At 67.1% G+C, this 23,514-nt stretch carries 18 protein-coding genes; 12 read left to right on the top strand and 6 right to left on the bottom strand.

What is annotated here, in order from left to right:
* Positions 1-24 precede the first annotated feature (24 nt).
* The 10 genes from ACVWZN_RS04400 (at position 25) to ACVWZN_RS04355 (ending at position 11,956) form a co-directional block, all read left to right on the top strand.
* Entirely contained in the window at positions 25-1,458 is a 1,434-nt protein-coding gene (locus ACVWZN_RS04400; RefSeq protein WP_456952767.1) for an aldehyde dehydrogenase, read from the top strand.
* Positions 1,455-2,120 (top strand): carbonate dehydratase, encoded by a 666-nt coding sequence (gene can / locus ACVWZN_RS04395; protein ID WP_456952766.1) that lies wholly within the window; start codon positions 1,455-1,457, stop codon positions 2,118-2,120. Before ACVWZN_RS04400 ends, can begins: the two co-directional genes overlap by 4 nt.
* The gene (locus ACVWZN_RS04390; protein ID WP_027083052.1) at positions 2,117-2,545 is read left to right on the top strand and encodes a RidA family protein; all 429 of its coding nucleotides are present in this window, start codon (positions 2,117-2,119) and stop codon (positions 2,543-2,545) included. Before can ends, ACVWZN_RS04390 begins: the two co-directional genes overlap by 4 nt.
* The gene (locus ACVWZN_RS04385) at positions 2,542-3,093 is read left to right on the top strand and encodes a 3-hydroxyanthranilate 3,4-dioxygenase (protein WP_456952765.1); all 552 of its coding nucleotides are present in this window, start codon (positions 2,542-2,544) and stop codon (positions 3,091-3,093) included. The genes ACVWZN_RS04390 and ACVWZN_RS04385 overlap by 4 nt, the downstream gene beginning before the upstream one ends.
* 3 nt (positions 3,094-3,096) lie before the next feature.
* Positions 3,097-4,107, top strand: a complete 1,011-nt coding sequence (locus ACVWZN_RS04380; protein ID WP_456952764.1) for an amidohydrolase family protein — start codon at positions 3,097-3,099, stop codon at positions 4,105-4,107.
* A gap of 9 nt (positions 4,108-4,116) precedes the next feature.
* Entirely contained in the window at positions 4,117-5,391 is a 1,275-nt protein-coding gene (gene kynU, locus ACVWZN_RS04375; protein ID WP_456952763.1) for a kynureninase, read from the top strand.
* Between the two features lie 85 nt (positions 5,392-5,476).
* A complete protein-coding gene (locus ACVWZN_RS04370) occupies positions 5,477-6,838 on the top strand; it encodes an FAD-dependent oxidoreductase (RefSeq protein ID WP_456952762.1) in 1,362 nt (453 codons plus the stop codon).
* Entirely contained in the window at positions 6,835-8,274 is a 1,440-nt protein-coding gene (sbcB, locus tag ACVWZN_RS04365; RefSeq protein WP_456952761.1) for an exodeoxyribonuclease I, read from the top strand. The genes ACVWZN_RS04370 and sbcB overlap by 4 nt, the downstream gene beginning before the upstream one ends.
* Positions 8,275-8,379: 105 nt before the next feature.
* Positions 8,380-11,349: a two-component regulator propeller domain-containing protein gene (locus ACVWZN_RS04360; protein ID WP_456952760.1), complete on the top strand. Its 2,970-nt coding sequence runs from the start codon at positions 8,380-8,382 to the stop codon at positions 11,347-11,349.
* A gap of 46 nt (positions 11,350-11,395) precedes the next feature.
* Positions 11,396-11,956, top strand: a complete 561-nt coding sequence (locus tag ACVWZN_RS04355; RefSeq protein ID WP_456952759.1) for a DUF2939 domain-containing protein — start codon at positions 11,396-11,398, stop codon at positions 11,954-11,956.
* On the opposite strand, the gene ACVWZN_RS04350 is transcribed toward ACVWZN_RS04355, so the two are convergent.
* From ACVWZN_RS04350 to ACVWZN_RS04325, 6 genes are all read right to left on the bottom strand, one after another.
* Positions 11,953-12,882: a 5'-nucleotidase gene (locus ACVWZN_RS04350; protein ID WP_027083046.1), complete on the bottom strand. Its 930-nt coding sequence runs from the start codon at positions 12,880-12,882 to the stop codon at positions 11,953-11,955. The genes ACVWZN_RS04355 and ACVWZN_RS04350 overlap by 4 nt on opposite strands.
* A gap of 63 nt (positions 12,883-12,945) precedes the next feature.
* Positions 12,946-13,152, bottom strand: coding sequence for a DUF2795 domain-containing protein (locus tag ACVWZN_RS04345; protein WP_456952758.1), 207 nt, complete (start codon positions 13,150-13,152; stop codon positions 12,946-12,948).
* Between the two features lie 19 nt (positions 13,153-13,171).
* The gene (locus tag ACVWZN_RS04340; protein ID WP_456952757.1) at positions 13,172-14,065 is read right to left on the bottom strand and encodes an SDR family oxidoreductase; all 894 of its coding nucleotides are present in this window, start codon (positions 14,063-14,065) and stop codon (positions 13,172-13,174) included.
* Positions 14,066-14,148: 83 nt separating this feature from the next.
* A complete protein-coding gene (locus ACVWZN_RS04335) occupies positions 14,149-14,922 on the bottom strand; it encodes an NAD kinase (RefSeq protein WP_027083043.1) in 774 nt (257 codons plus the stop codon).
* 140 nt (positions 14,923-15,062) lie between these two features.
* Positions 15,063-20,015, bottom strand: a complete 4,953-nt coding sequence (locus ACVWZN_RS04330) for an NAD-glutamate dehydrogenase (protein ID WP_456952756.1) — start codon at positions 20,013-20,015, stop codon at positions 15,063-15,065.
* A 136-nt stretch (positions 20,016-20,151) separates the two neighbouring features.
* Entirely contained in the window at positions 20,152-21,336 is a 1,185-nt protein-coding gene (locus ACVWZN_RS04325) for an acyl-CoA dehydrogenase family protein (protein ID WP_456954712.1), read from the bottom strand.
* 117 nt (positions 21,337-21,453) lie between these two features.
* On the opposite strand from ACVWZN_RS04325, the gene ACVWZN_RS04320 reads away from it, so the two are divergent.
* Both ACVWZN_RS04320 and ACVWZN_RS04315 read left to right on the top strand, forming a co-directional pair.
* Positions 21,454-22,413: an ArsR/SmtB family transcription factor gene (locus ACVWZN_RS04320; protein ID WP_456952755.1), complete on the top strand. Its 960-nt coding sequence runs from the start codon at positions 21,454-21,456 to the stop codon at positions 22,411-22,413.
* Entirely contained in the window at positions 22,410-23,504 is a 1,095-nt protein-coding gene (locus ACVWZN_RS04315) for a homocysteine S-methyltransferase family protein (protein WP_456952754.1), read from the top strand. Before ACVWZN_RS04320 ends, ACVWZN_RS04315 begins: the two co-directional genes overlap by 4 nt.
* The last annotated feature ends 10 nt before the right edge of the window (positions 23,505-23,514 follow it).

Here is a 23,514-nt window from a genome sequence, read left to right as displayed (position 1 = left end):
AGGCGCGTCCGTTAAGCTGTCGGCATGCGACTGAATCACTGGATCGACGGGCAGTCCGTTCCGCCTCGCGCGGACCGTTGGCTCGACGTGCACGAACCGGCCAGCGGCCGCGTCGTGGCCGAGGTCGCCGCCGGCGATGCGGCCGACGTGGAAGCGGCGGTCGGTGCGGCCAAGCGCGCGGCGCCCGCCTGGGCCGCACTTCGCAACAGCGAGCGTGCCGAGTGGCTGGAGAAGCTCGCCAACGCCATCGAAGCAAAACTCGAGACCTTCGCGACGGCCGAGTCCCGCGACGCCGGCAAACCGCTGCGCCTGACGCGCGCCATCGAAATCCCGCGCGCGATCTCCAACTTCCGATTCTTCGCCCATGCCGCCACACAGTTCGCGAGCGAGTCGCACCACGGCGAGGCCGGGCTGAACTACACGCTGCGATCGCCACTCGGCGTCGTCGCAGCGATCTCGCCTTGGAACCTGCCGCTCTACCTGCTCACCTGGAAGATCGCGCCGGCGCTGGCGGCGGGCAATACGGTGGTCGCCAAGCCGTCGGAAATCACACCGTGGACGGCGACGCTGCTCGGTGAGCTCTGCGGCGAAATCGGTTTGCCTGCAGGCGTGCTCAACATCGTGCACGGCCGCGGGCCGGACGTAGGCGAACCGCTGGTTTCGCATGCGGACGTCAAGGCGGTCACGTTCACCGGCAGCACCGCGGTCGGTCAGCGCATCGCCGGTATCGCATCGCCGCTGCTCAAAAAGGTTTCGCTGGAACTCGGCGGCAAGAACGCGACGATCGTCTTCGCCGACAGCCCGTGGCGCGAGCACCTCGACCTTCTGGTGCGCTCGGCATTCCAGAACACCGGGCAGATCTGCCTCTGCGGGTCGCGCATGCTGGTCGAACGTTCGATCCACGACGAGTTCGTCGACGCCTTCGTCGAACGCGCACGAACGCTCCGCATCGGTGATCCGATCGACACCGACAGCGACATGGGCCCGCTGGTGTCGGAAGCACATTTCGATAAGGTGACCGCAGCGATCCAGCGCGCCGTCGACGAAGGCGGACGCCTGCTCTGCGGCGGACATCGCGTCGATCGACCGGGTTGGTATCTGGAGCCGACGGTGATCGACGGCCTCGGCGCGGACTGCGCGACCAATCGCGAGGAGATCTTCGGCCCGGTGGTCACGCTGCAGGCGTTCGACGACGAAGCGCACGCGCTGTCCCTCGCGAACTGCGGCGACTACGGGCTTTCGGCGTCGGTATGGACGCGCGATCTGGGCCGTGCGCATCGTCTCGCCGCGGCGCTGCGCGTCGGCATGGTCTGGATCAATACATGGATGCAACGCGACCTGCGCACGCCGTTCGGCGGCGCGGGCGCATCGGGGCTCGGTCGCGAAGGCGGCTGGGAAGCGATGCGCTTTTTCACCGAACCCAAGAATGTCGGCATCTGCCTGGAGAACTGCGAGTGACGGAAACCCTCGACGACCTGCTGGCCCGCAACAAGGATTGGGCCGCCCGCATCGAGCGCGAAGACCCCGGCTTCTTCGGCCGCCTGTCGCAACAGCAGGCGCCGGAATTCCTGTGGATCGGCTGTTCGGATTCGCGCGTTCCGGCGAACCAGATCATCGACATGGCGCCGGGCGAGGTGTTCGTCCATCGCAACATCGCCAACGTCGTCGTGCACACCGACCTGAACTGCCTGTCGGTGCTGCAGTTCGCGGTGGACGTGCTGAAGGTGCGGCACATCCTGGTGGTCGGGCATTACGGTTGCGGCGGCGTGCACGCCGCGCTGACGCAGCGGCGACTGGGGCTGGCCGACAATTGGGTGCGGCACGTCGCCGACGTCGCGGAGAAGCACCAGGCGCATCTGCAGCCGCTGGGCGACGAACACGCCATGCACGACCGGCTGTGCGAACTGAATGTCCTCGAACAGGTGGTCAACGTCGCGCGTACGTCGATCCTGCAGGACGCCTGGTCGCGTGGTCAGGACGTCACCGTGCACGCGTGGTGCTATCGACTCGAGGACGGCCTGGTACGCGACCTCGGCCTGCATGTCGACCGCACGACGCCACTCGCCGACGCGTACGAACGCGCGCTGGCCCACATCGAATCCCCGGAGCGAACCGCATGAGCGACAGCATCATCCTGAAGGACAACGCGCCGCGTCCCGTCGGCAGCTACCCGCATGCACGCCGCGTCGGCAACATGCTGCTGTTGTCGGGCATCGGCCCGCGGGACCCGGACACCAACCAGGTCAGCGGCGACGTGCGCGACACCGAAGGCAAGCTGATGAGCTACGACATCGAAGCGCAGTGCCGCGCGGTGTTCCGCAACGTGCGCAACGTGCTCGATGCGGCGGGCGCCAAGCTCGACGACCTCATCGACGTCACCGTCTATCTCACCGACCTTCCGCACGACTTCCGCGTGTTCAACGAGATCTGGGCGGAATACTTTCCCAACCCCGAGAACGCGCCGTGCCGCACCACTGTCGGCGTGAGTTACCTTCCGACGCCGATCGCCGTGGAGATGAAGTGCGTGGCGGTGCTGAAGTCGTGAAACTGCCGGACGCGCTGAACCTGCAGAAGTGGGTGGACGAGCATCGCGAGTTGCTCAAGCCGCCCGTCGGCAACAAGTGCATCGTCGATGGCGACTACATCGTCATGATCGTCGGCGGGCCGAACGCGCGTACGGATTACCACTTCGAGGAAGGCCCGGAGTTCTTCTACCAACTCGAAGGCGAGATGGTGCTGCGCATCCAGGAAGACGGCGCGGTGCGCGACATCCCGATCCGCGCGGGTGAAATGTTCTACCTGCCGCCGCGCGTGCCGCACAGCCCGCAGCGCAGCGCGGGCGGCGTCGGGCTGGTGATCGAACGTCGTCGTCTTGCAGACGAGGACGACGCGCTGATGTGGTTCTGCGAACGCTGCAACGCGAAGGTGTACGAGGAGTTCTTCCACCTCGTGGACATCGAGCAGGATTTCTTCCGCGTGTTCGAACGCTTCTATCGCGACGACGATTTGCGCACCTGCAAGAACTGCGGGCACCTCAATCCGCGGCCCAGCCGCTACGAGCTGCAAGCGACCTCCGAAGCGGACATCACCTGACGCATGCTCAAGATCGACACACACGCGCACTACCTGCCGCGCGACTGGCCCGACCTTGCGCGCAAGTACGGTGACGCCCGCTTCCCGGTGATCCACCACACCGACGACGGCCGCCATCGCATCTACAAGGACGGCAAGTTCTTCCGCGAGATCTTCAGCAAGACCTGGGATCCGCAGGAGCGCATCGACGACTACGCGCGATTCGGTGTGCAGGTGCAGGTGATCAGCACCGTGCCGGTGATGTTCAGCTACTGGGCGAAACCGCAGCACGCTCTGGAGCTGCATCAGGCGCTCAACGACCACATGGCGCAGACGGTCAACGACTATCCGCGCAACTACGCCGGCATCGGCACCGTGCCGCTGCAATCGCCGCGCCTTGCGGTGCAGGAACTCGAGCGCTGCATGGATCAGCTCGGCCTGCAGGGCGTGCAGATCGGCAGCCACATCGGCGACTGGAACCTCGACGCGCCGGAGCTGTTCGAATTCTTCGAGGCCGCGTCCGAACTCGGCGCCGCCATCCTCGTGCACCCGTGGGACATGATGGGCACCGAGTCGATGCCCAAGTACTGGCTGCCGTGGCTCGTCGGCATGCCAGCGGAGCAGTCGCGCGCCGCGTGCTGCCTGATCTTCGGCGGCGTGCTGGAGCGCTTGCCGAAGCTGAAGATCTGCCTCGCCCATGGTGGCGGCTCGTTTCCGTACACGATCGGTCGCATCGAGCATGGCTTCAACATGCGTCCCGACCTCGTCGCCACCGACAACCCGCGCAATCCGCGCGACTACCTGTCGCGATTCTTCTTCGATTCGTGGGTCGCCGATCCGCGTGCGCTCGAATACCTGCTCGACACCTGCGGCGTCGACCGCGTGATGCTGGGCACCGACTACCCGTTCCCGCTCGGCGAGCAGGAGCCCGGCGCGGGCATCGCCGCGCTCGAGCTCGACGAAGCCGCACGTGCGCGGCTCTACCACGGCACCGCGCTCGACTGGCTGGGCCTTCCGCTGTCCCGCTTCGCCTGAATCCCATCAATGACTGATTTGTTTTCCGACGCGCACGCCGCCGCCCTCGACGCGGCCGCCCCCCTGCGCGCCTTCCGCGACGAATTCCTGATTCCGCGCCACAACGGTGAGCCGATGGCGTACTTCGTCGGCAACTCGCTCGGGCTGCAGCCGCGCGGTGCGCGTGCGCACGTCGAAACCGTGCTGCGCAAATGGGAGGAGGACGCGGTCGAGGGACACTTCACCGGCGACGCGCAGTGGATGAGCTACCACGAGCTCGTGCGCGAGCCGCTGGCGCGCCTCGTCGGTGCGAAGCCGGTCGAAGTCGTGGCGATGAATACGCTCACGGCCAATCTGCACTTGCTGATGGTGAGTTTCTATCGGCCGACGCGCGAGCGCCCGGCGATCCTCATCGAAGCCGGCGCGTTCCCGTCAGACCGGCACGCCACCGCATCGCAGATCGCATTCCATGGCTTCGACCCCGCGACGGATCTCATCGAAGTCGAGCCGGACTCGCCGAGCGGCACGATCTCGATGGCCGCGATCGAACGCGCAATCGAGGCGAACCGCGACCGCCTCGCGCTCGTCCTGTGGCCCGGCGTGCAGTACCGCACCGGGCAGGCGTTCGACCTCAAGCGCATCGCGAAACTCGCGCATGACGCCGGCGCGAGGTGCGGCTTCGACCTCGCACACGCGGTGGGCAATCTCGAGCTCGCGCTGCACGACAGCGACGCCGACTTCGCCGCCTGGTGTCACTACAAGTACGTGAACTCCGGCCCCGGCGCGGTCGGCGGTGCGTTCGTGCACGAACGTCATTCGCGTGAGGACGTGCCGCGTTTCGCCGGCTGGTGGGGCCACGACGCATCCACGCGTTTCCGCATGGGGCCGGACTTCGTACCCGCTGCAGGTGCGGACGGCTGGCAGCTCAGCAATCCGCCCATCCTGTCGATGGCGCCGTTGCGTGCATCGCTGGAGCTGTTCGACCGCGCCGGGCTGCCCGCGCTGCGCGAGAAGTCGCGCTCGCTCACCGGATACCTCGAAGCGCTGATCGACGCGCGGCTCTCGCACGTGCTCGACATCCTGACGCCGCGCGATACCGCACAGCGCGGCTGCCAGTTGTCCCTGCGCGTGCACGGCGGCCGCGAGCAGGGTCGTGCCCTGTTCGACCACCTCGCCGCGAACGGCGTGCTGGGCGACTGGCGCGAGCCCGACGTGATCCGCATCTCGCCTGCCCCGCTCTACAACACGCATGCCGACGTGCTGCGGTTCGTGCGCGAGGTCGAGCGCTGGGCGCCGGCTGCCTGATCGCGTCGTTCATCGCCTTGAACCGCGCCGCCACGACGCGTCGCTGCCACTACACTCGCCCGACGACGACCGGATGGATCTGCACGTGAGCGACAGCCCCCGCAGCATCACGATCATTGGCGCGGGCCTCGCGGGCGCGTTGCTGGCCACGCTGCTCGCGCGCCGCGGCTGGAGCGTCGAGGTTTACGAAAAGCGCGGCGATCCGCGCGTTCGCGGTTATGCAGGCGGTCGCTCGATCAACCTCGCACTCGCCGAGCGTGGTCGCTACGCGCTGGGCCTCGCGGGCGCGGACGAAGCGGTGATGTCGCATGCGGTGATGATGCGGGGCCGCATGGTGCATTTCGCCGACGGCCGCACCGACCTGCAGCGCTACGGCCGCGACGACAGCGAAGTCATCTGGTCGGTGCACCGCGGCGAACTCAACATCATTCTGCTGGAGATCGCCGAAGCTGCCGGCGTGCGCCTGCATTTCGATCGCGGTCTGGTCGACGTCGATTTCGACCGACGCATCGCGACCTTCGGCACCACCGGCGAGGACGGTTTCCACGTCGGCTTCGACTCGCTGGTCGGTGCCGACGGCGCCGGTTCCGCGCTACGCGCCGCAATGAGCCGTCGCGCCGACCTCGGCGAACGCACCGAGAACCTCGGCCACGGCTACAAGGAACTCGAGATCCCGCCGGCCGACGACGGCGGCTTCAGCGTCGAGCCGAATGCCCTGCACATCTGGCCGCGCGGACGCTACATGTGCATCGCGCTGCCGAACGACGAGCGCACGTTCACCGTGACGCTCTTCCTGCCGAACCACGGCGACCCGAGCTTCGACACTGTCCGCAACGGCGAAGAGGCACGCGCGTTCTTCGAGCGCGACTTCGCGGATGCATCGCCGCTCATCCCCGATCTCGAGCGCGATTTCGACGCGCACCCGACCGGCGTACTCGCCACGCTCTACCTCGATCGGTGGCATCTGGACGGCGATGCCGTGCTGCTCGGCGACGCCGCCCACGCGATGGTGCCGTTCCACGGCCAGGGCATGAACTGCGCCTTCGAGGACTGCGTCGCGCTTGCCGAGCATCTCGACCGTGCGCGGGACCGCGCATCCGCGTTCGCTGCCTTCCAGGCCGAGCGGCTGCCGAACGCGCGTGCCATCCAGCAGATGGCGCTGGAGAATTATCTGGAGATGCGCGACCGCGTCGACGATGACGATTACCTGCTGCAGCGAGCGCTGGAACGCGAGCTGGCGGCAAGGCATCCGAACCGCTTCGTCCCGCGCTATTCGATGGTCACGTTCATGCGCATTCCGTACGCGACGGCGTTCGAACGCGGCCGCCTGCAGCGGGAACTGCTGGCGGAGGTGACGCGCGGGCATTCATCGCTGGACACCATCGACCGCGAATTCGCTGATCGCCTCGTCGCGGAACGCCTGCCGCTACTCGAGGCCGAAGCGTGACGTCGAGCTTCCTGTTCTACGACCTCGAGACCTTCGGCGCCTGCCCGCGCCGCAGCCGCATCGCGCAGTTCGCGGGCATCCGCACCGATGCGAACCTCGAGCAGATCGACGACGACATCTGCTTCTACGTCAAGCCGGCCGACGACCTGCTGCCCTCGCCCATGGCGGCCGCCATCACGGGCATTTCGCCGCAACACGCGTGCGAGCATGGCGTCAACGAAGCGGAAGCGTTCGCGCGCATTTACGAGCAGATGATGCGGCCGGGCACGTGCACCGCCGGCTACAACTCGCTGCGTTTCGACGACGAATTCGTTCGCCACGGCTTCTTCCGCAATTTCTACGACCCCTACGAACGCGAGTGGCGCGGCGGCAACTGTCGTTGGGATCTGCTCGACGTGATGCGACTCGCGCACGCGTTGCGCCCCGGCGGTATCAACTGGGTCTACCGCGACGACGGCACGCCGAGTTTCACGCTCGAGGGTCTCGCAAACGCGAACGGCGTGCGTATCGGCGATGCCCACGAAGCACTGAGCGATGTGCGTGCGCTGATCGGTCTCGGCCAGCGCCTTCGTGCAGCGCAGCCGCGCCTGTGGGACTACTGCCTCAAGCTGCGCGACAAGCGCTTCGCCGGCAGCGTGCTCGACGTCGCGGCGATGACGCCGGTGTTGCATGTGTCGCAACGCTTCCCGGCGAGTCGCCTTTGCGCGGCGCCGGTGATCCCGCTCGCCATGCATCCGCGCATCGGCAGTCGCGTCGTCGTGTTCGATCTCGACCAGGACCCGGACGCATTGCTATCGCTCGATCCAACGGAGATCGCGGCGCGGCTCTACGTCAAACAGGACGAATTGCCCGAAGGCGTTGAACGCGTCGCGCTGAAGGAAATCCATCTCAACCGGTGTCCGGCGATCGTCGCTTGGGATCACCTGCGGCCCGCCGACCTCGATCGCCTTCGCATCGATGTCGATCGCATCGCGCGCAACGCTGCACGCCTGCGCGAACGCGCGCATGACATCGCGGAGAAGGTGCGCCGCGTCTTCGCATCCGTTCCCGATCGCGGTGCGTCCGACTGCGACGCATCGCTTTACGACGGTTTCCTGCCCGACGCCGACCGCCTGCGCTTTCCCGACGTGCGTGGCACGCCGCCGCAGCACCTCGGCGGCATCGACTTCCACTTCAACGACGCGCGGCTTCCCGAGCTGCTGTTCCGCTATCGCGCGCGCAACTGGCGCGATTCGCTGGGCCACGACGAGCACGAGCGCTGGAACGGGTATCGCCGCGAGCGTCTCGCCGATACCACGTGCTCGGAATACACGTTCGACTCGTTCTTCGAAGAACTGCGCACGCTGCGCGCCGCGCGCGCGGGCGATGACCGCATCTGCGCCGTGCTCGATGCGGTGGACGCCTGGGGCCGCGAGCGGCAGGCCGAGATCGCCTGAACCGGCCACCGGCCGTATGGCCGGGTACGCCGTCGGTCCGGATAAGCGAACTCCGCCCGTGTGCCGTGGCAAAGTAGCTGCGGGGGATTCAACCGGTCGAGGTCGATGGCAGCATCGCTGAAGGCACGTGCCTGCGCGCGTGTCCGCGCCAGTACGCACACGCGCCTTCGCGCGTCGCTGCGACGTGGCGTTTTCGCGTTGTTGGCCGTGCTCGCGTTCGCTTGCCTTCCGGCGTCTGCCGCTCACTCACTGGCTGACGACTTCGTCGAATCGTGGACCACGCGCGACGGCCTTCCGCACAGCACCATCAACGGCATCGGCCAAACCTCCGACGGCTATCTCTGGCTGGCGACCTGGGAAGGCCTGGCACGTTACGACGGCCACGAGTTCCGGCTGTACCGGCGCGACGACATTCCAGGCCTCGTCGACGACAGCGTCCGCGCATTGCACATCGGCCCGAAGGGCGACCTCTGGGCCGGCAGCGCGCGCGGCGGCATCGTGCGCTGGCATGCCGGTCGCTGGGACTCCCGTCCGCCGGTCGATGGCCTGATCACCGATCTTCTCGAGGAACCGGGCGGTCGACTCTGGGTCGCCACCGCACGAAGCGGCGTGGTCCGCATCGACCCCGATGGCCATCGCCACACCATCAACGCGACTGCCGGCCTGCCGAGCGACACCGTCAACGCACTCGCCCGCGACTCGCGCGGCCGCATCTGGGTCGCGACGAGCCTGGGGCTCGCGCGCGTCGAAGGTGATCGAGCGGTCGCCGCTGGCGAAAACGGCCTGACCGCCGGCCCCGTGTTTTCGCTGTTCGCACTACCGTCCGGTGGATTGCTGATCGGCACCGAGCACGGCGCGATGATCGATGACGGCGGCCCTGTGCGGCTGCTGCATCCCGACCTCGCCACGCGCACCGCGACGCGCATCTGGCGCGACGCCAGTGGCACGACCTGGGTCGGCACCAACAACGCCGGGCTCGCGCGCGTCGAAGGCGACCGCATCGAATGGTTGGACGCACCGCAGGGCCTACCGAACAACCGCGTGCTCGCGCTCGGTCGCGACAACGAAGGCAGCCTGTGGGTCGGCACGAACGGCGGTCTCGTGCGATTGCGCGCGGCGCCCATCCACACCTTTACCCGCAAGGATGGCCTCGCCGACGACTTCGTGCGCGCCACGCTGGTCTCGCACGACGGCACGTTGTGGGTCGGCAGCGGCCAAGGGCTCGATCGCATCGACACCACGACGGGCGCGATCACGCGCGTCGGGCTCGGCACGCATCTCGCGGACGTTTCGGTGCTCGCGCTTGCCGAAGATCGCAGCGGCGACCTGCTCGTTGGCACGTTCCACGACGGTGTGCTGCGCCTGCACGACGGCGAGGTCGTCGGCGACGTCACCATGGACGACGGACTCCCGTCGAATGAAGTGCGTGCCGTGCTCGCCGCGCATGACGGCCGCTTCTGGGTCGGCACCAAGCAGGGCGTGGTGATGCTCGACGGCACGCAGCAGCGTGTCTACGGCGCACACGACGGGTTGCCGGCGGAGTTCGTGCTCGCTCTCCACGAGGACGCCGACGGCTCTGTCTGGGTCGGAACCAGTTCGGGCGCCGCGGTGATCCGCAATGGACGCGCGCAGCCCGTGGACCTCGGCGATACCGATGCGCAGTACGTCTACAGCTTCGTGTCGTCGGTCGACGGCAACGCGCTCTGGCTCGCGACTGATCGCGGCCTGGTCCGCATCGATCACGACGGCTCGCGTCCGCAACGCGTTGCCCGCGCCGAAGGACTGCCGTTCGAGAAGATCTTCGCTGCGGTGCGCGACGCGCAGGGCCGGCTTTGGCTGACCGGCAACGAAGGCATTGCGCGCCTGCGCATGGCCGAGCTGGAGGACGTCGCGGCGAAGCGTCGAGAACGCATCGACGTGCATCTGTTCGGTCGTGCGGACGGGATGATGTCGGCGCAGGCGAATGGCGGCTCCATGCCCGCAGCCACGCTCGACGACGCGGGACGCCTTTGGGTCGCGACCGCTATCGGAGTCGCGCGACTCGATCCCGAAGCCGCGGTCCGTCGCTCGCTTCCTCTGCCGCCGGTCACCATCGAACGCTTCGAAGTCGACGGTCGTGCGGTTGATCCGCATGTCGCATCGACGCTCGCACCGGGCGACCACCGCATCGTCGTGCGCTTTGTCTCGCCAACGCTGATCAACGCGCAGCGCGTGCACTACCGCTATCGCCTGGACGGGCTTACATCGACGTGGGTCGATCTGGGTGACAGCCGCGAGGTGCAGTTCACCCGCCTGCCGCCGCGCGATTTCCACCTGCGCGTCGAGGCTTGGGTTCCGGGCGAGCCGGCGGTCGCGCGCGGCGGCCTGACGTTCACGATCGAGCCGTACTGGTGGCAGCGTCCGCTAGTGTGGGCGCTGATCGTGGTGTCGACCGTGTTGTTGCTCGCCCTCGCCTACGGCGCGCGCATCCGTCAGCTGCGACGCAGCCAGCGCCGGCTGCGCGCACTCGTCGAGGAACGCACGCATGCGCTGCAGGTGCAGACCAGCATCGCCGAGCGGCTCGCGCGCACCGATGCACTCACCTTGCTGTCGAATCGTCGCGCTCTCGATCAGGCGCTGGATGCGGAACTCGAACATCTCGCGCAGGGCCATGCGGTCGCGCTGATGCTGGTCGACGTCGACGGCTTCAAGCCAATCAACGATCTCCACGGGCATGCCGCGGGCGACATCGCATTGCAGGCCATCGCCGACGTGATCCGTGCGCAGGCGCGGCAGCGCGACATCGCCGCGCGTTGGGGCGGTGATGAGTTCGCGTTGTTGCTCGTCGACTGCACGCTCGAGCAGGCGATGACCGTGGCCGAGCGGATCCGCGCGGCGGTCGAACTGATCGATTGCGAGCCTTTCGCGCCCGGTTTCGGCGTCACCGCCAGCCTCGGCGTGGCATGGAGCGACGGCCAGCCGCACAGCGCAAGCCTTCGAACGCTGGTGCCACGCTCGGACGAAGCGCTGTATCGCGCCAAGCGCGAAGGCCGCAACCGCGTGCGCGCCGCGATCGCGCCGGAACCCGTCGCCTGACGCCCTGTCGGCGATCTCCTCACGCGCATTCGCTAGGCTGCGCCCGATGAAGACCCTGATCGCCCTCCTCCTGGTCGCCGTGCTGGCCGTCGTCGGCTACGTCGCGGCCGGACCGCTCCTCACCGTGCGCTCGATCAGCGCGGCCGTGCAGAAAGGGGACATGCGCACGCTCGATCGCGACGTCGACTTTCCGCTGGTGCGCGCCAGCGTCAAGGCGCAGCTCGAGGACTATCTCGCCCGCAAGATGGGCGACCCGTCGACCGACAGCCGCCTCAAGGAACTCGGCCGGCAGGTCACGTCGACGATGACCGGCGGCGTGGTCGACGCACTCGCGACGCCCGCGGGCATCGGTGCGATCCTGCAGGGCCGCAGCGTGATCCGCCGCGCGATGGGTTATCCGCCGGAACGTTCGCAGGCGCCGGAACAGCAGTTCGATCCGCTGCGCGGCGCGCATTACGACTACGAGTCGGCATCGCGCTTCACCGCGACCGTGCAGAACGCCGACGGCGTACCGATCGTGTTCGTGTTCACCCGCGATGGCCTGCGCTGGCGGCTGACCGACGTGCGCCTGCCGGTCGACCGGCTCGTCGGCAGCCTGACCGGCTAGCGCGGAACGTTGGCCACGCCGTGCGGCACATGGCCGGCGGCGACGTGGTCGCGTGCGGAGACGATGTTGTGCTCGGAATCGTCGAAGAAGATGTCGGCGCCGAATGCTTCGAGGAACGGCCCTTTCGGCCGACCGCCGAGGAACAGCGCCTCGTCGAGACGGATGCCCCACTCGCGCAATGTGCGGATCACACGCTCGTGCGCGGGCACGCTGCGCGCGGTGACCAGCGCGGTGCGGATGGGCGCGTCGTCTCCAGTGGGAAACGCCTGCTGCAGTCGATGCAGCGCATCAAGAAAGCCGCGAAACGGTCCGCCCGACAAAGGCTCGCCCGCACGCTGCATTTCGTGCTCGGTGAATGCCGCGAGGCCACCTTCGCGCGACACACGTTCGCCTTCGTCGTCGAAGATCACCGCGTCGCCATCGAACGCGATGCGCAATTGATCGGGATTGCGTGCGCCTGCAGACAGTGCGGACGGTGACGAGGACGGCAGCAGCATCGCCGCCGCGACGCCCGCCTGCAGCGCTGCACGCACGTCCTCGCCGTGTGCGGAGAGGAACAGGTCGGCGTTGAACGGCCGGATGTACGGATACGGCGGCGCGCCATTACTGAAAGCCGCACGACGGATCGACAGCCCGTGGTGCGCGATCGAATTGAAGATGCGAAGGCCGGTGTCGGCCGAGTTGCGCGAGATCAGGATCACTTCGACGCGCGGCGCTTCCGGCGGCGCGCCGTCGTTGAGACGCAACAGCTTGCGCACAAGCGGGAATGCGATGCCCGGCGCGAGGACGTCGTTCTCATGACTGCGCTGGAAGTGCGCGTACGCCTCGAGGCCTTCGCGTTCGAACAGGTCGTGGCCTTCCTCCAGGTCGAACAGCGTCCGGGAGGAAATGGCAACGATCAGGGGGTCGGCGTCGCGGTCGGGCATGCGCCTATTCTGCACGCCCCCGCCGCGGCCGGCCGCCATCGCCGGCGACCGGCCGCGCCTGCGTCAATTGAGCTTGCCGTAGCCCTTCATCACGTCCTGCGGGCCACCGAACTGCTCCATCTCGATTTCTTCGATCAGCCGCATGATGTCGCGCGGCGCATCGTTGGCCTGCGCCGCCTGCAGCAGGTCGCCCTTGGTCGCCGGGTAACGCACGCCGGCCAGGTAACGCTCCACGTTCGACGGCGATTCGCCGCCCAGTCCACGCGTCATATCGATCTCCTCGTTTCGGTCAGGGATTCGGCGTGCCGTGCGTGCGGCCGTCCTCGCTGGCGCGATAGAGCGCACCTTCGCGATCGCGCGACGCCGGCTCCTCGCGCTGCTGGCGATCGGCCTGCATGGCGGACATTCGGTCGCCGACGCTCGGCATCAGCTTCGACGTCATGGTGTTCATCTTCGACATCGCACCGACCTTGATGTCGCGACCGCCCTTCTCCGCCGCCTTGAGGATCGCTTCGGCGACGTCCTCCGGCTCGATCATCGGCGTCGGCAGCTTGGGCTCTTCGGCCATGTAGTTCGCGGCGTGCTGCGGATACGGCGTGTCGACCGCCGTCGGCTGGATCAGCACGACTTCCACCGGCACCTTGTCGATCAGCTCCAGTTCGATGCGCAGCGCGTCGGTGAAACCTTTCACCGCGTGCTTGCTCGCGGCGTACATGCCCTGCAGCGGGATCACCGCGTCCGATACTTCGCTGCCGACGTTGATCAGCGCCCCGCCCTGTCGCTTCAGGTAAGGCAGCGCGACCAGCGAGCCGTTCACCGTGCCCCAGAAGTTGGTGTCGAACAGGCGGCGGTTGTCTTCCTCGCTCACTTCGTCGAGGCGGCCGTACACCGACACGCCGGCATCGTTGATCCATGTATCGATGCGGCCCCATCGTTCGACCGCCTTCTGCGCCGCGGCTTCGAGCGCTTCGCGGTCGGCGACGTCGGCCGGGCAGACGATCGCTTCGCCGCGTACGTCGGCGAGACCGCGCTGGATTTCTTCCAGCGTTTCGCCGCTGCGCGCGACGAGTACGAGCTTCGCGCCCCGCTCGGCCGCCATCAGCGCAGTTGCGAGACCGATGCCGCTGCTGGCACCGGTGATGACCATGACCTGGTCGGATACGGACTTGAGTTCGGCTTTCATCGCGGCCTCCGGATCGAGGCGTCTATCGTTGCGATGCGTGCGTTAGCCAGACGCCAAGCCCGCGTCGAAACGTCGTAGCGCGATCAGCCGCTGGTGAACTGTTCGGCGAGCATGCGCTCTTCGAGATTGTGTTCCGGATCGAACAGCAGCGTGACCGTGCGATCGCGCGATTCGCGGATCGTCACTTCGATCGCATCGCGCACTTCATGCGAATCGGCGGTTGCACTGACCGGCCGCTTCAGCGGATCGAGCACCTTGAAGCGCACTTCCGTATCCGCCTTAAGCACTGCACCGCGCCAGCGACGCGGGCGGAATGCGGCGATCGGCGTCAGCGCGATGACATTCGCGCCGAGCGGCAGGATCGGCCCGTGCGCGGAGAAGTTGTACGCGGTGCTGCCGGCGGGCGTGCACACCAGCACACCGTCGCAGATGAGCTCTTCCAGTCGCGTCTGCCCGTTGAGATCAATGCTCAGGTGCGCTGCCTGTCTCGTCTGTCGCAGCAGCGAGACTTCGTTGTATGCGAGCGATCCAACCGTCGCGCCCGACTCGCTCTGCACGATCATTTCGAGCGGCCGCAGCACGGCAGGCTCCGCGGCGTGGATGCGTTCGACCAGCGAGTCGATGCGTTGCTGGTTCATCAGGAAACCGACGGTGCCGAGCTTCATGCCGTACACCGGCTTGCACAGCGCGGCATGGCGATGGAGCGTCTGAAGCATGAAGCCGTCGCCGCCGAGCGCGATGATCACGTCGGCTTCGGCCGGCGGCGTATCGCCGTGCGCATCGACCAGCGCAGTGCGCGCCGCCTGGGCTTCGGGTGTCGGCGCGGCAAGAAAGGCCAGCCGCGGATTCGCCTTCAGGAGCGTGTCGGTCGCCATGGCCGCAGCATAGCGGCTTGACCGTGCAGGCGTGCGACACGGCCGCCCAAACGAAAAGCCCGCCGCAGATGCGACGGGCTTTCGTGATTTCCTCGACGGCGCGTCGAACCGCGCCGTATCCGTCAGGCGCCCTGTGCGAGCTGCGCGAGACGCCGTACGGCCACCGATACCGTCGGATAGTCGAGCGACTTCTGCGACGCCAGCTCCGACAGCATCGTCAGCGTGAAGCGCAGGCTGGAATCGTCGCGCTGCAGCCACGACTCGACCTTGCCGTCGGCCGGCTTGCGCCCGCCCTCGGCCAGGATGTGGCCGACCAGCGCACGCTGCTGCGCACCGAGCTCGTCACGCAGCGAGCCGCGTGCGAGCGCCTGCCAGCGGCTGTCGACGGGCAAAGCCTCGATCTGGTCGTACAGCCACGACAGGTGCAGCGCGCTGCTGAAGGCGAAGTAGGCCTTGGTGACCTCCGCCGCCGCCAGCTTGCGCGCCTGCGCGATCTCGACGATGTCCATCGACGCATCGAGCAGTGGCAGCGACGCCAGCTGCTGCGCGAGCGCGGCAGGAATGCCACGACCGCGCCAATCCGCCGCACGTTGTTCGTACGCGGCGCGCAGGTCCTTGGTCATCGCCTGCTCGAGCGAATCGCGCACCGCACGGATGCCGTCACCGTAGCGCACGACCGCCGCCTCGATGGCCGGGATGGCGCCCGGACGCGACAGCAGCCAGCGCGTGATCGAACGCATCAGGTGCCAGATCGCCATCAGCGCATCGACCTGCGCAGACTCCACCACCTTGCCGTCGAGCGCATCGATCTGCGCCCACATATCGCGCGCTTCCAGCGCTTCGCGGGCGATGGTGTAGGCCTTGGCGATCTCCGCCGGCGTACGGCCGGTGTCTTCCTGCATGCGCAGCACGAACGTCGCGCCCATGCGGTTGACCATCGAGTTCGTCACCGCCGTGGCGATGATCTCGCGTTTCAGGCGATGGCCTTCCATCTGCTTGGTGTACTTCTCCTGCAGCGGCTTCGGGAAGTAACGCACCAGCTCCTTCGACAGGTACGGATCTTCCGGCACATCCGACTGCACGAGCTGCGGGAACAGCACGAGCTTGCTGTACGACAGCAGCACCGACAGCTCCGGACGCGTCAGGCCCTGGCCACGCGCCTTGCGATCGGCGAAGTCGGCATCCGACGGCAGGAACTCGATCTGGCGATCGAGCAGCCCCTGCGATTCCAGTGTGCGGATGAAGTGCTGCTTCGAGCCGAGGCGCGAAACCGACATGCGCTCCATCATCGACAACGCCTGGTTCTGGCGGTAGTTGTCGGTGAGCACCAGATCGCCGACTTCGTCCGTCATCGACGCCAGCAGCTTGTTGCGCTGGTCGAACGTGAGCTTCTTCTGCTGCACGGCCGCGTTGAGCAGGATCTTGATATTGACCTCGTGATCCGAGGTGTCCACGCCCGCCGAGTTATCGATGAAGTCGGTATTGAGCAGCACGCCGTGCTGCGCGGCTTCGATGCGGCCCAGCTGTGTCAGCCCGAGGTTACCGCCCTCGCCGATCACGCGGCAGCGCAGGTCGCGGCCATCGACGCGCAGTGCGTTGTTGGCGCGATCGCCGACATCCGCATGCGTTTCGCGGCTGGACTTCACGTACGTGCCGATGCCGCCGTTCCACAGCAGGTCGACCGGTGCGCGCAGGATCGCGCTCATCAGTTCCGACGGGCTCATCGACTCGACCGATGCATCGATGCCCAGTGCCTGCTTGATCTGCGGGCTCAGCGGAATCGACTTGGCCGAACGCGAATAGATGCCACCGCCCTTGCTGATCAGCTTGGTGTCGTAATCCTCCCAGCTCGAACGCGGCAGCTTGAACATGCGCTCGCGTTCCTTGAAGGACTTCGCCGCATCCGGCGTCGGGTCCAGGAAGATGTGGCGGTGGTCGAACGCGGCGAGCAGCACGATGTGCTTGCTGAGCAGCATGCCGTTGCCGAACACGTCGCCCGACATATCGCCGATACCGACGACCGTGAAGTCCTGCTTCTGCGAGTCGCGCCCCATCGCACGGAAGTGGCGCTTGACCGACTCCCACGCACCACGCGCGGTGATGCCCATGCCCTTGTGGTCGTAACCCACCGACCCGCCCGACGCGAACGCATCGTCGAGCCAGAAGCCGTGTTCGCGCGCGATGCCGTTCGCGATGTCGGAGAACGTCGCGGTGCCCTTGTCGGCAGCGACGACGAGGTACGGATCATCGTTGTCGTAACGCACGACGTCGTTCGGCGCGATGATCTTGCCGTCGACAATGTTGTCGGTGATGTCCAGCAGGCCGTTGATGAACATGCTGTAGCAGGCGATGCCTTCCGCCTGCACCGCATCACGGTCGCCACCCGCCGGCGGACGCTTCACGAAGAAGCCGCCCTTCGAACCGACTGGCACGATCACGGTGTTCTTCACCATCTGCGCCTTCACAAGGCCCAGCACTTCGGTGCGGAAATCCTCGCGACGATCCGACCAGCGCAGGCCACCACGCGCGACGGGGCCGAAGCGCAGGTGCACGCCTTCCACGCGCGGGCCGTACACGAAGATTTCGCGGTACGGACGCGGCTTCGGCAGGTCCGGCACCTTCGCCGAATCGAACTTGTAGCTGACGTAGCCGGTCGACGCACCGCCGCGCTCGCGCTGGTAGTAGCTCGTGCGCAGCGTGGCTTCGATGACACCCATGAAGCTGCGCAGGATTCGATCTTCGTCGAGGCTGGACACGCGGTCCATCAGACCGAAGATCGCGTCGCGCGCGGCCTGCGCCTGACCGTCGCGCTTGCCGGCGCGTGCTTCGATGACCGGCTTCGCGGCCGCCGAAAGCGCGGCATCGTCACCGGCGAGACGCACGAGCTGCGCCTCGAACTTCTGCATCCCCGCGCGGATTTCCGCCTTGCTTTCCTTGCCGGTCGCCGGGTCGAAGCGCGCTTCGAACAGCTCGACCAGCAGGCGCGCGATCATCGGATAACGCGACAGCGTCTGCTCCATGTACGCCTGCGAGAACGGCACGCCGACCTGCAGCAGGTACTTGCAGTACGCGCGCAGCATCGCGACCTGGCGCCACGACATGCCGGCGGCGAGGATCAGTCGATTGAAGCCGTCGTTCTCCGCTTGGCCACGCCAGATAGCCGCGAAGGCTTCCTCGAAGTCCTGATCGATCTCGGTGACTTCGAGCGCACGCGGGTACTCGACCTCGAAGTCCTGGATGAAGAACACCTTGCCCGCGGCTTCGATGCGGTACGGATGCTCCGCGATGACGCGCAGCCCCATGTTCTCCATCATCGGCAGCGCGTCGGACAGCGGGATGTCGTCGCCTTCGCGATAGAACTTGAAGCGCAGGCCGCCTTCGCCCTGATGGCTGCGATACAGGCTCAGGCGAAGGTCATCGGCACCCGACAACGCAGCGAGATGCTCGACGTCGTTCGCGGCGACTTCCGCGGACACGTTTTCGATGTAGCCCGCCGGCAGCGCGCGGCCATAGGCGTTCGCGAGCGGCAGCCCGGTGTTTTCGCCATGACGCGCGATCAGCTGGTCGCGCAGGTCGTCGGCCCAGTTGCGCACGATCTGTGCGAGGCGCGCTTCGATCGCCGCCACGTCGACGTCCGGCACCGTGCCCGAATGACCATCAGCCGGCTTCGGCCGCACCATGATGTGCAGCTGTGCGAGCGGCGACTCACCGAGTTGCACCGACGAATCGACATGCTCGGCATTGAGCATGTCCTTCAACATCGTCTCGATGCGCAGGCGCACTTCGGTGTTGAAGCGATCGCGCGGGATGTAGACCAGCGCCGAGTAGAAACGGCCGTACTTGTCGCGGCGCATGAAGATGCGGCTGCGCACGCGCTCCTGCAGGCCGAGCACGCCCATCCCGGTGCGATACAGCTCGTCCTCGCCCGACTGGAACAGCTCGTCGCGCGGCAGCGTTTCGAGGATGTGCTTGAGCGCCTTGCCGCTGTGACCATCGGTCGGCAGGCCCGATTTCTCCATCACGTGCTCGTAGCGGCGACGCACCAGCGGGATGTCCCATGGGCGACGCGTGTACGCGCTCGACGTGAACAGCCCGAGGAAGCGCTCTTCGCGCACCGGCTTGCCGTTCTTGTCGAAGCTCAGGACGCCGATGTAATCCATGTAACCGCGGCGGTGCACGGTGGCGCGCGCGTTGGTCTTGGTCAGGATCAGCGCGTCGACGGCGCCCGAGTGCTCCATGTAATGCGCGGCCAGCGACGACAGCGGACGCGGCTTGCCGCGCTCTTCGCCGCACAATAGGCCGAGGCCCGTGCCGGGCACGGCCTGCAGCACTTCTTGCTTGCCCTGCTTCGCGACTTCGTACTCGCGGAAGCCGAGGAAGGTGAAGTGGTTATCGGCGGCCCAACGCAGGAACTCCTGCGCCTCGCGCACGTTGTCGGGCTCGAGCGGCGAACGACGCTCACCCAGTTCGTCCGCCACCTGCAGCATCTTGTCCTGCATCGCGGACCAGTCTTTGACGATCGCGCGCACGTCTTCGAGCACGCGATGCACTGCGCTCTCGATCTCCGCCATCGTCTCGACGCTCTGACGATCGATCTCCAGGTGCATCAGCGATTCGGGATTGCCTTCGCCGATGCCGGTGACGCGACCGGCGCGATCGCGCGCGACCGGAACCACCGGGTGACCGAGCACGTGCACCGCGATGCCGCGCTCGGCGAGCGCGAGCGTCACGGAGTCGACGAGGAACGGCATGTCGTCGTTCGCGACCTGCAGCACCGTGTGCGCGGATTCCCAACCGTTCGTGCGCAGCGTCGGGTTGAACAGGCGGACCAGCGTGGTGCCGGGCTTGCGGGTGCGCATGAACTCGACGAAGCCCGCCGCGAGTGCGGCCCAAGCCTGCGGCGAATGCTGCGGGAACTCGTCCGTCGTCATGCGCTTGTAGAAGACGCGCGCGAACGATTCGGCCAATGCCTGCTGCGCCTTCGGAAGCGTGGCGCTGAGTGCGGCGACGATCTGGTCGACGACGCTGTCGTCGACGCGACGGGTGGTGCGGGAAGCGGTGCGTTTCGTGGTCATGTGAGGCGACTCCCTGTGCCGGCATCCGTACGCCGGCGTTCGGATCCTTCAAAAAGGAAACGCCGGCGCGGGCATCGCGTCCGGGCCGAAGCCCGAACGTCGACGCCGCATCGCCGGCGACGTGCTCATTGCGGGCTCAGCGCAGGCCGGTCTCGTTGCGAGCGATCACGAGGCGCTGGATCTCGCTCGTGCCTTCGTAAATCTCGGTGATCTTCGCGTCGCGGAAATAGCGCTCGATCGGCATCTCCTTCGAATAGCCCATGCCGCCGTGGATCTGCAGCGCCTGGTGGGTGATCCACATGGCGGCCTCCGACGACGTGAGCTTGGCGACGGCGGCCTCCGTGCTGAAACGCGCGCCGCCCTTGTCGAACTCGCCCTTCTGCCACGCCGCGCGCAGCGTAAGCAGCAGCGACGCATCGAGCTTGCACTTCATGTCAGCGATCTTGGCCTGCGTCATCTGGAATGTGCCGATCGGCGCACCGAAGGCCTTGCGCTCCTTGACGTACGCGAGCGTCGCTTCGTACGCGGCGCGCGACAGACCAATTGCCTGCGACGCGATGCCGATGCGGCCGGCGTCGAGCACGCTCATCGCGATCTTGAAGCCTTCGCCTTCGGCGCCGAGCACTTCGTCCGCCTGCACGACGTAATCGTTGAACTCGATCTCGCAGGTCGCCGACGCGCGGATGCCGAGCTTGGGCTCGGTCTTGCCGCGGCCGAAGCCGGCCCGCGTCGTGTCGACCATGAACGCGGTGATGCCGCGCGCACCCTTGTCGGCGTCGGTCATCGCGAACAGCACGATGTACTTGGCGACCGGGCCGGAGGTGATCCAGCTCTTCTTGCCGTTGACGATGTAGGTGCCATCGGGCTGCTTGGTCGCTTTGCAGCGCATCGCGGTGGCGTCGGAGCCGGACTGCGGTTCGGTCAGCGCGAACGCACCGATCTCGCGGCCTTCGGCAATGGCGCGCACGTAGAGCTGCTTCTGCGCCTCGGTGCCGTACTTCAGGATGCCGTTGCAGAACAGCGAGTTGTTGACCGACATGATCGTCGAGTGCGCGGCGTCGGCCGCGGCGATCTCGACCATCGCGAGCACGTAGCTCACCGGGTCCATGCCAGCGCCGCCGTACTCGGCCGGCACCTCGATGCCCATCAGGCCGTTCTCGCCCAGCGTGCGGATGTTGTCGAGCGGGAACTCGCCGGTGCGGTCGAAGTGCTCCGCGCTCGGCGCGATCTTCTCCTGCGCGATGCGGCGGGCCACATCCTGGATCATCAACTGCTCTTCGGTGAAGCGGAAATCCACGTCGGCACCTCGAATTGGGCGGATGACTGCAAAGCCCGCGAATTGTACCGGGATGCACGTTGCGGCCGCCTCCCCGCTTGACCCCCGCGGCCCCGGCGAGGACACTTATCTCTCTATCGCGATACGTTGATAAATAGACGCATGGACCTAGAAGCCTGGTCGGGCCAGCTCAAGACCTTCGCCGACGCCACCCGCGTCCGCCTGCTCGCGCTGCTCGAGCGCGAGGAACTGACCGTCGCCGAGCTCTCGTCCATCACCCGCCTCGCCCAGCCGCGCGTGTCCACGCATCTGGCGCGCCTGAAGGACGCAGGCCTCGTGCGCGACCGCCGCGCCGGCGTGTCCGCCTATTACCGTTTCGACGACGAGTCGCTCGAGCCCGCGCAGTCGGCGTTGTGGCGAATGCTGCGCGACGGCAGCGACGATCCGCTGCTACGCCAGGACGCCGAACGCGTGCCTGCCGTGCTCGCGAGCCGCGCCGCGGACCAGAACTGGGCCGACACCGTCGCCGGCGACATGGAACGCCATTACTCGCCGGGCCGCACGTGGGAAGCACTCGCGCGCTCAGCGCTGCCGCTGATGGAAACCGGCGATGTTCTGGATATCGCGTCCGGCGACGGCGTGCTCGCCGAACTCATCGCGCCGCATTCGAGCCGCTACGTCTGCCTCGACGCCAGCAGCAAGGTCGTGCTGGCCGCGTCGGAGCGTCTGCGTCGCCTGAGCAACGTCGAGGTGATCGAAGGCGACATGCACGCGCTGTCGTTCGACGACGGCAGCTTCGACCTCGTCGTGCTCATGCATGCGCTCACGTATGCCGATGAACCGGCGAAGGCCGTTGCCGAAGCCGCCCGCGTGCTGCGACCTGGCGGACGCCTGCTGCTGAGCAGTCTCGCGAAGCACGAGCATCGCGCAGTCGTCGAGGCGTATGGGCACGTCAACCTCGGCTTCAGCGAAAAGGACCTCCAGCGTTTCGCCACGAAGGCCGGGCTGGAGGTGCTGAGTAGCGGCGTCGTCACCCGCGAACGCCGCCCGCCGCATTTCGAAGTGCTTTCGATCATCGCGCGCAAGCCGGGCAACGGCGCGCACGGGAGAACCTCACGATGAAAACGATTCCGTACGTCAATCCGGAACGCGCGGCCACGCTCGAAAAGCTCCTGGCCGAGCGCATCCTCGTGCTCGACGGCGCGATGGGCACGATGATCCAGCAGCACGAGCTGTCCGAAGCCGACTACCGCGGCACGCGGTTCGTCGAAGGTTTCGATGCGACGCGCACGCTCGACGCGCACCAGCACGGCACGGGCTGCGGCTGCGCGCACGACCAGCGCGGCAACAACGACCTGCTGAGCCTCACGCGCCCAGAAATCATCGCCGGCATCCATCGCGAATACCTGCTGGCTGGCGCGGATCTCGTCGAAACCAACACATTCAACTCGACGTCGATCTCGCTCGCGGATTACGGGCTGTCGCACCTCGCAAGAGAACTCAACGAAGTCGGCGCGCGACTCGCACGCCAAGTCTGCGACGAGGTCGAAGGCATCGACGGTCGCCCGCGTTTCGTGATCGGCGTGCTCGGCCCGACGAGCCGCACCGCGTCGCTGAGTCCCGACGTCAATCGTCCCGGCTACCGTGCCGTCACGTTCGACGACCTGCGAATCGCCTACCGCGAGGCCGCCGATGGCCTGATCGATGGCGGCGCCGACGTGCTGATGGTCGAGACGATCTTCGACACGCTCAACGCCAAGGCGGCGCTGTTCGCGATCGAGGAAGCGTTCGACGCCCGCGGCGCGCGGCTGCCCGTACTGATCTCGGGCACGATCACCGATGCATCGGGCCGCACGCTTTCCGGGCAGACGGCCGAAGCGTTCTGGTATTCGGTCCGTCACGCGCGACCGCTCGCGATCGGGCTGAACTGCGCGCTCGGTGCGAAGGACCTGCGCCAGCACGTCGACCTACTCGCACAGGTCGCCGACGCCTACATCAGCGCCCATCCGAACGCCGGCCTTCCGAACGCGTTCGGCGGTTACGACGAAACGCCCGAGGACATGGCCGAGGTGATCGGCGAGTTCGCGCGTTCCGGCCTCGTCAACCTCGTGGGTGGTTGTTGCGGCACCACGCCTGCGCACATTGCCGCCATCGCGGAGGTCGTGCGTGGCCTCACGCCTCGCGCACTTCCGCGTCTCGCCGACGCGGCCTGATCGCTTCTTC

This window comes from Lysobacter sp. HA35, from assembly GCF_054061195.1.
Note: the sequence above shows the minus strand (reverse complement) of the source record. Positions and strands in the feature narration are given on the sequence as shown.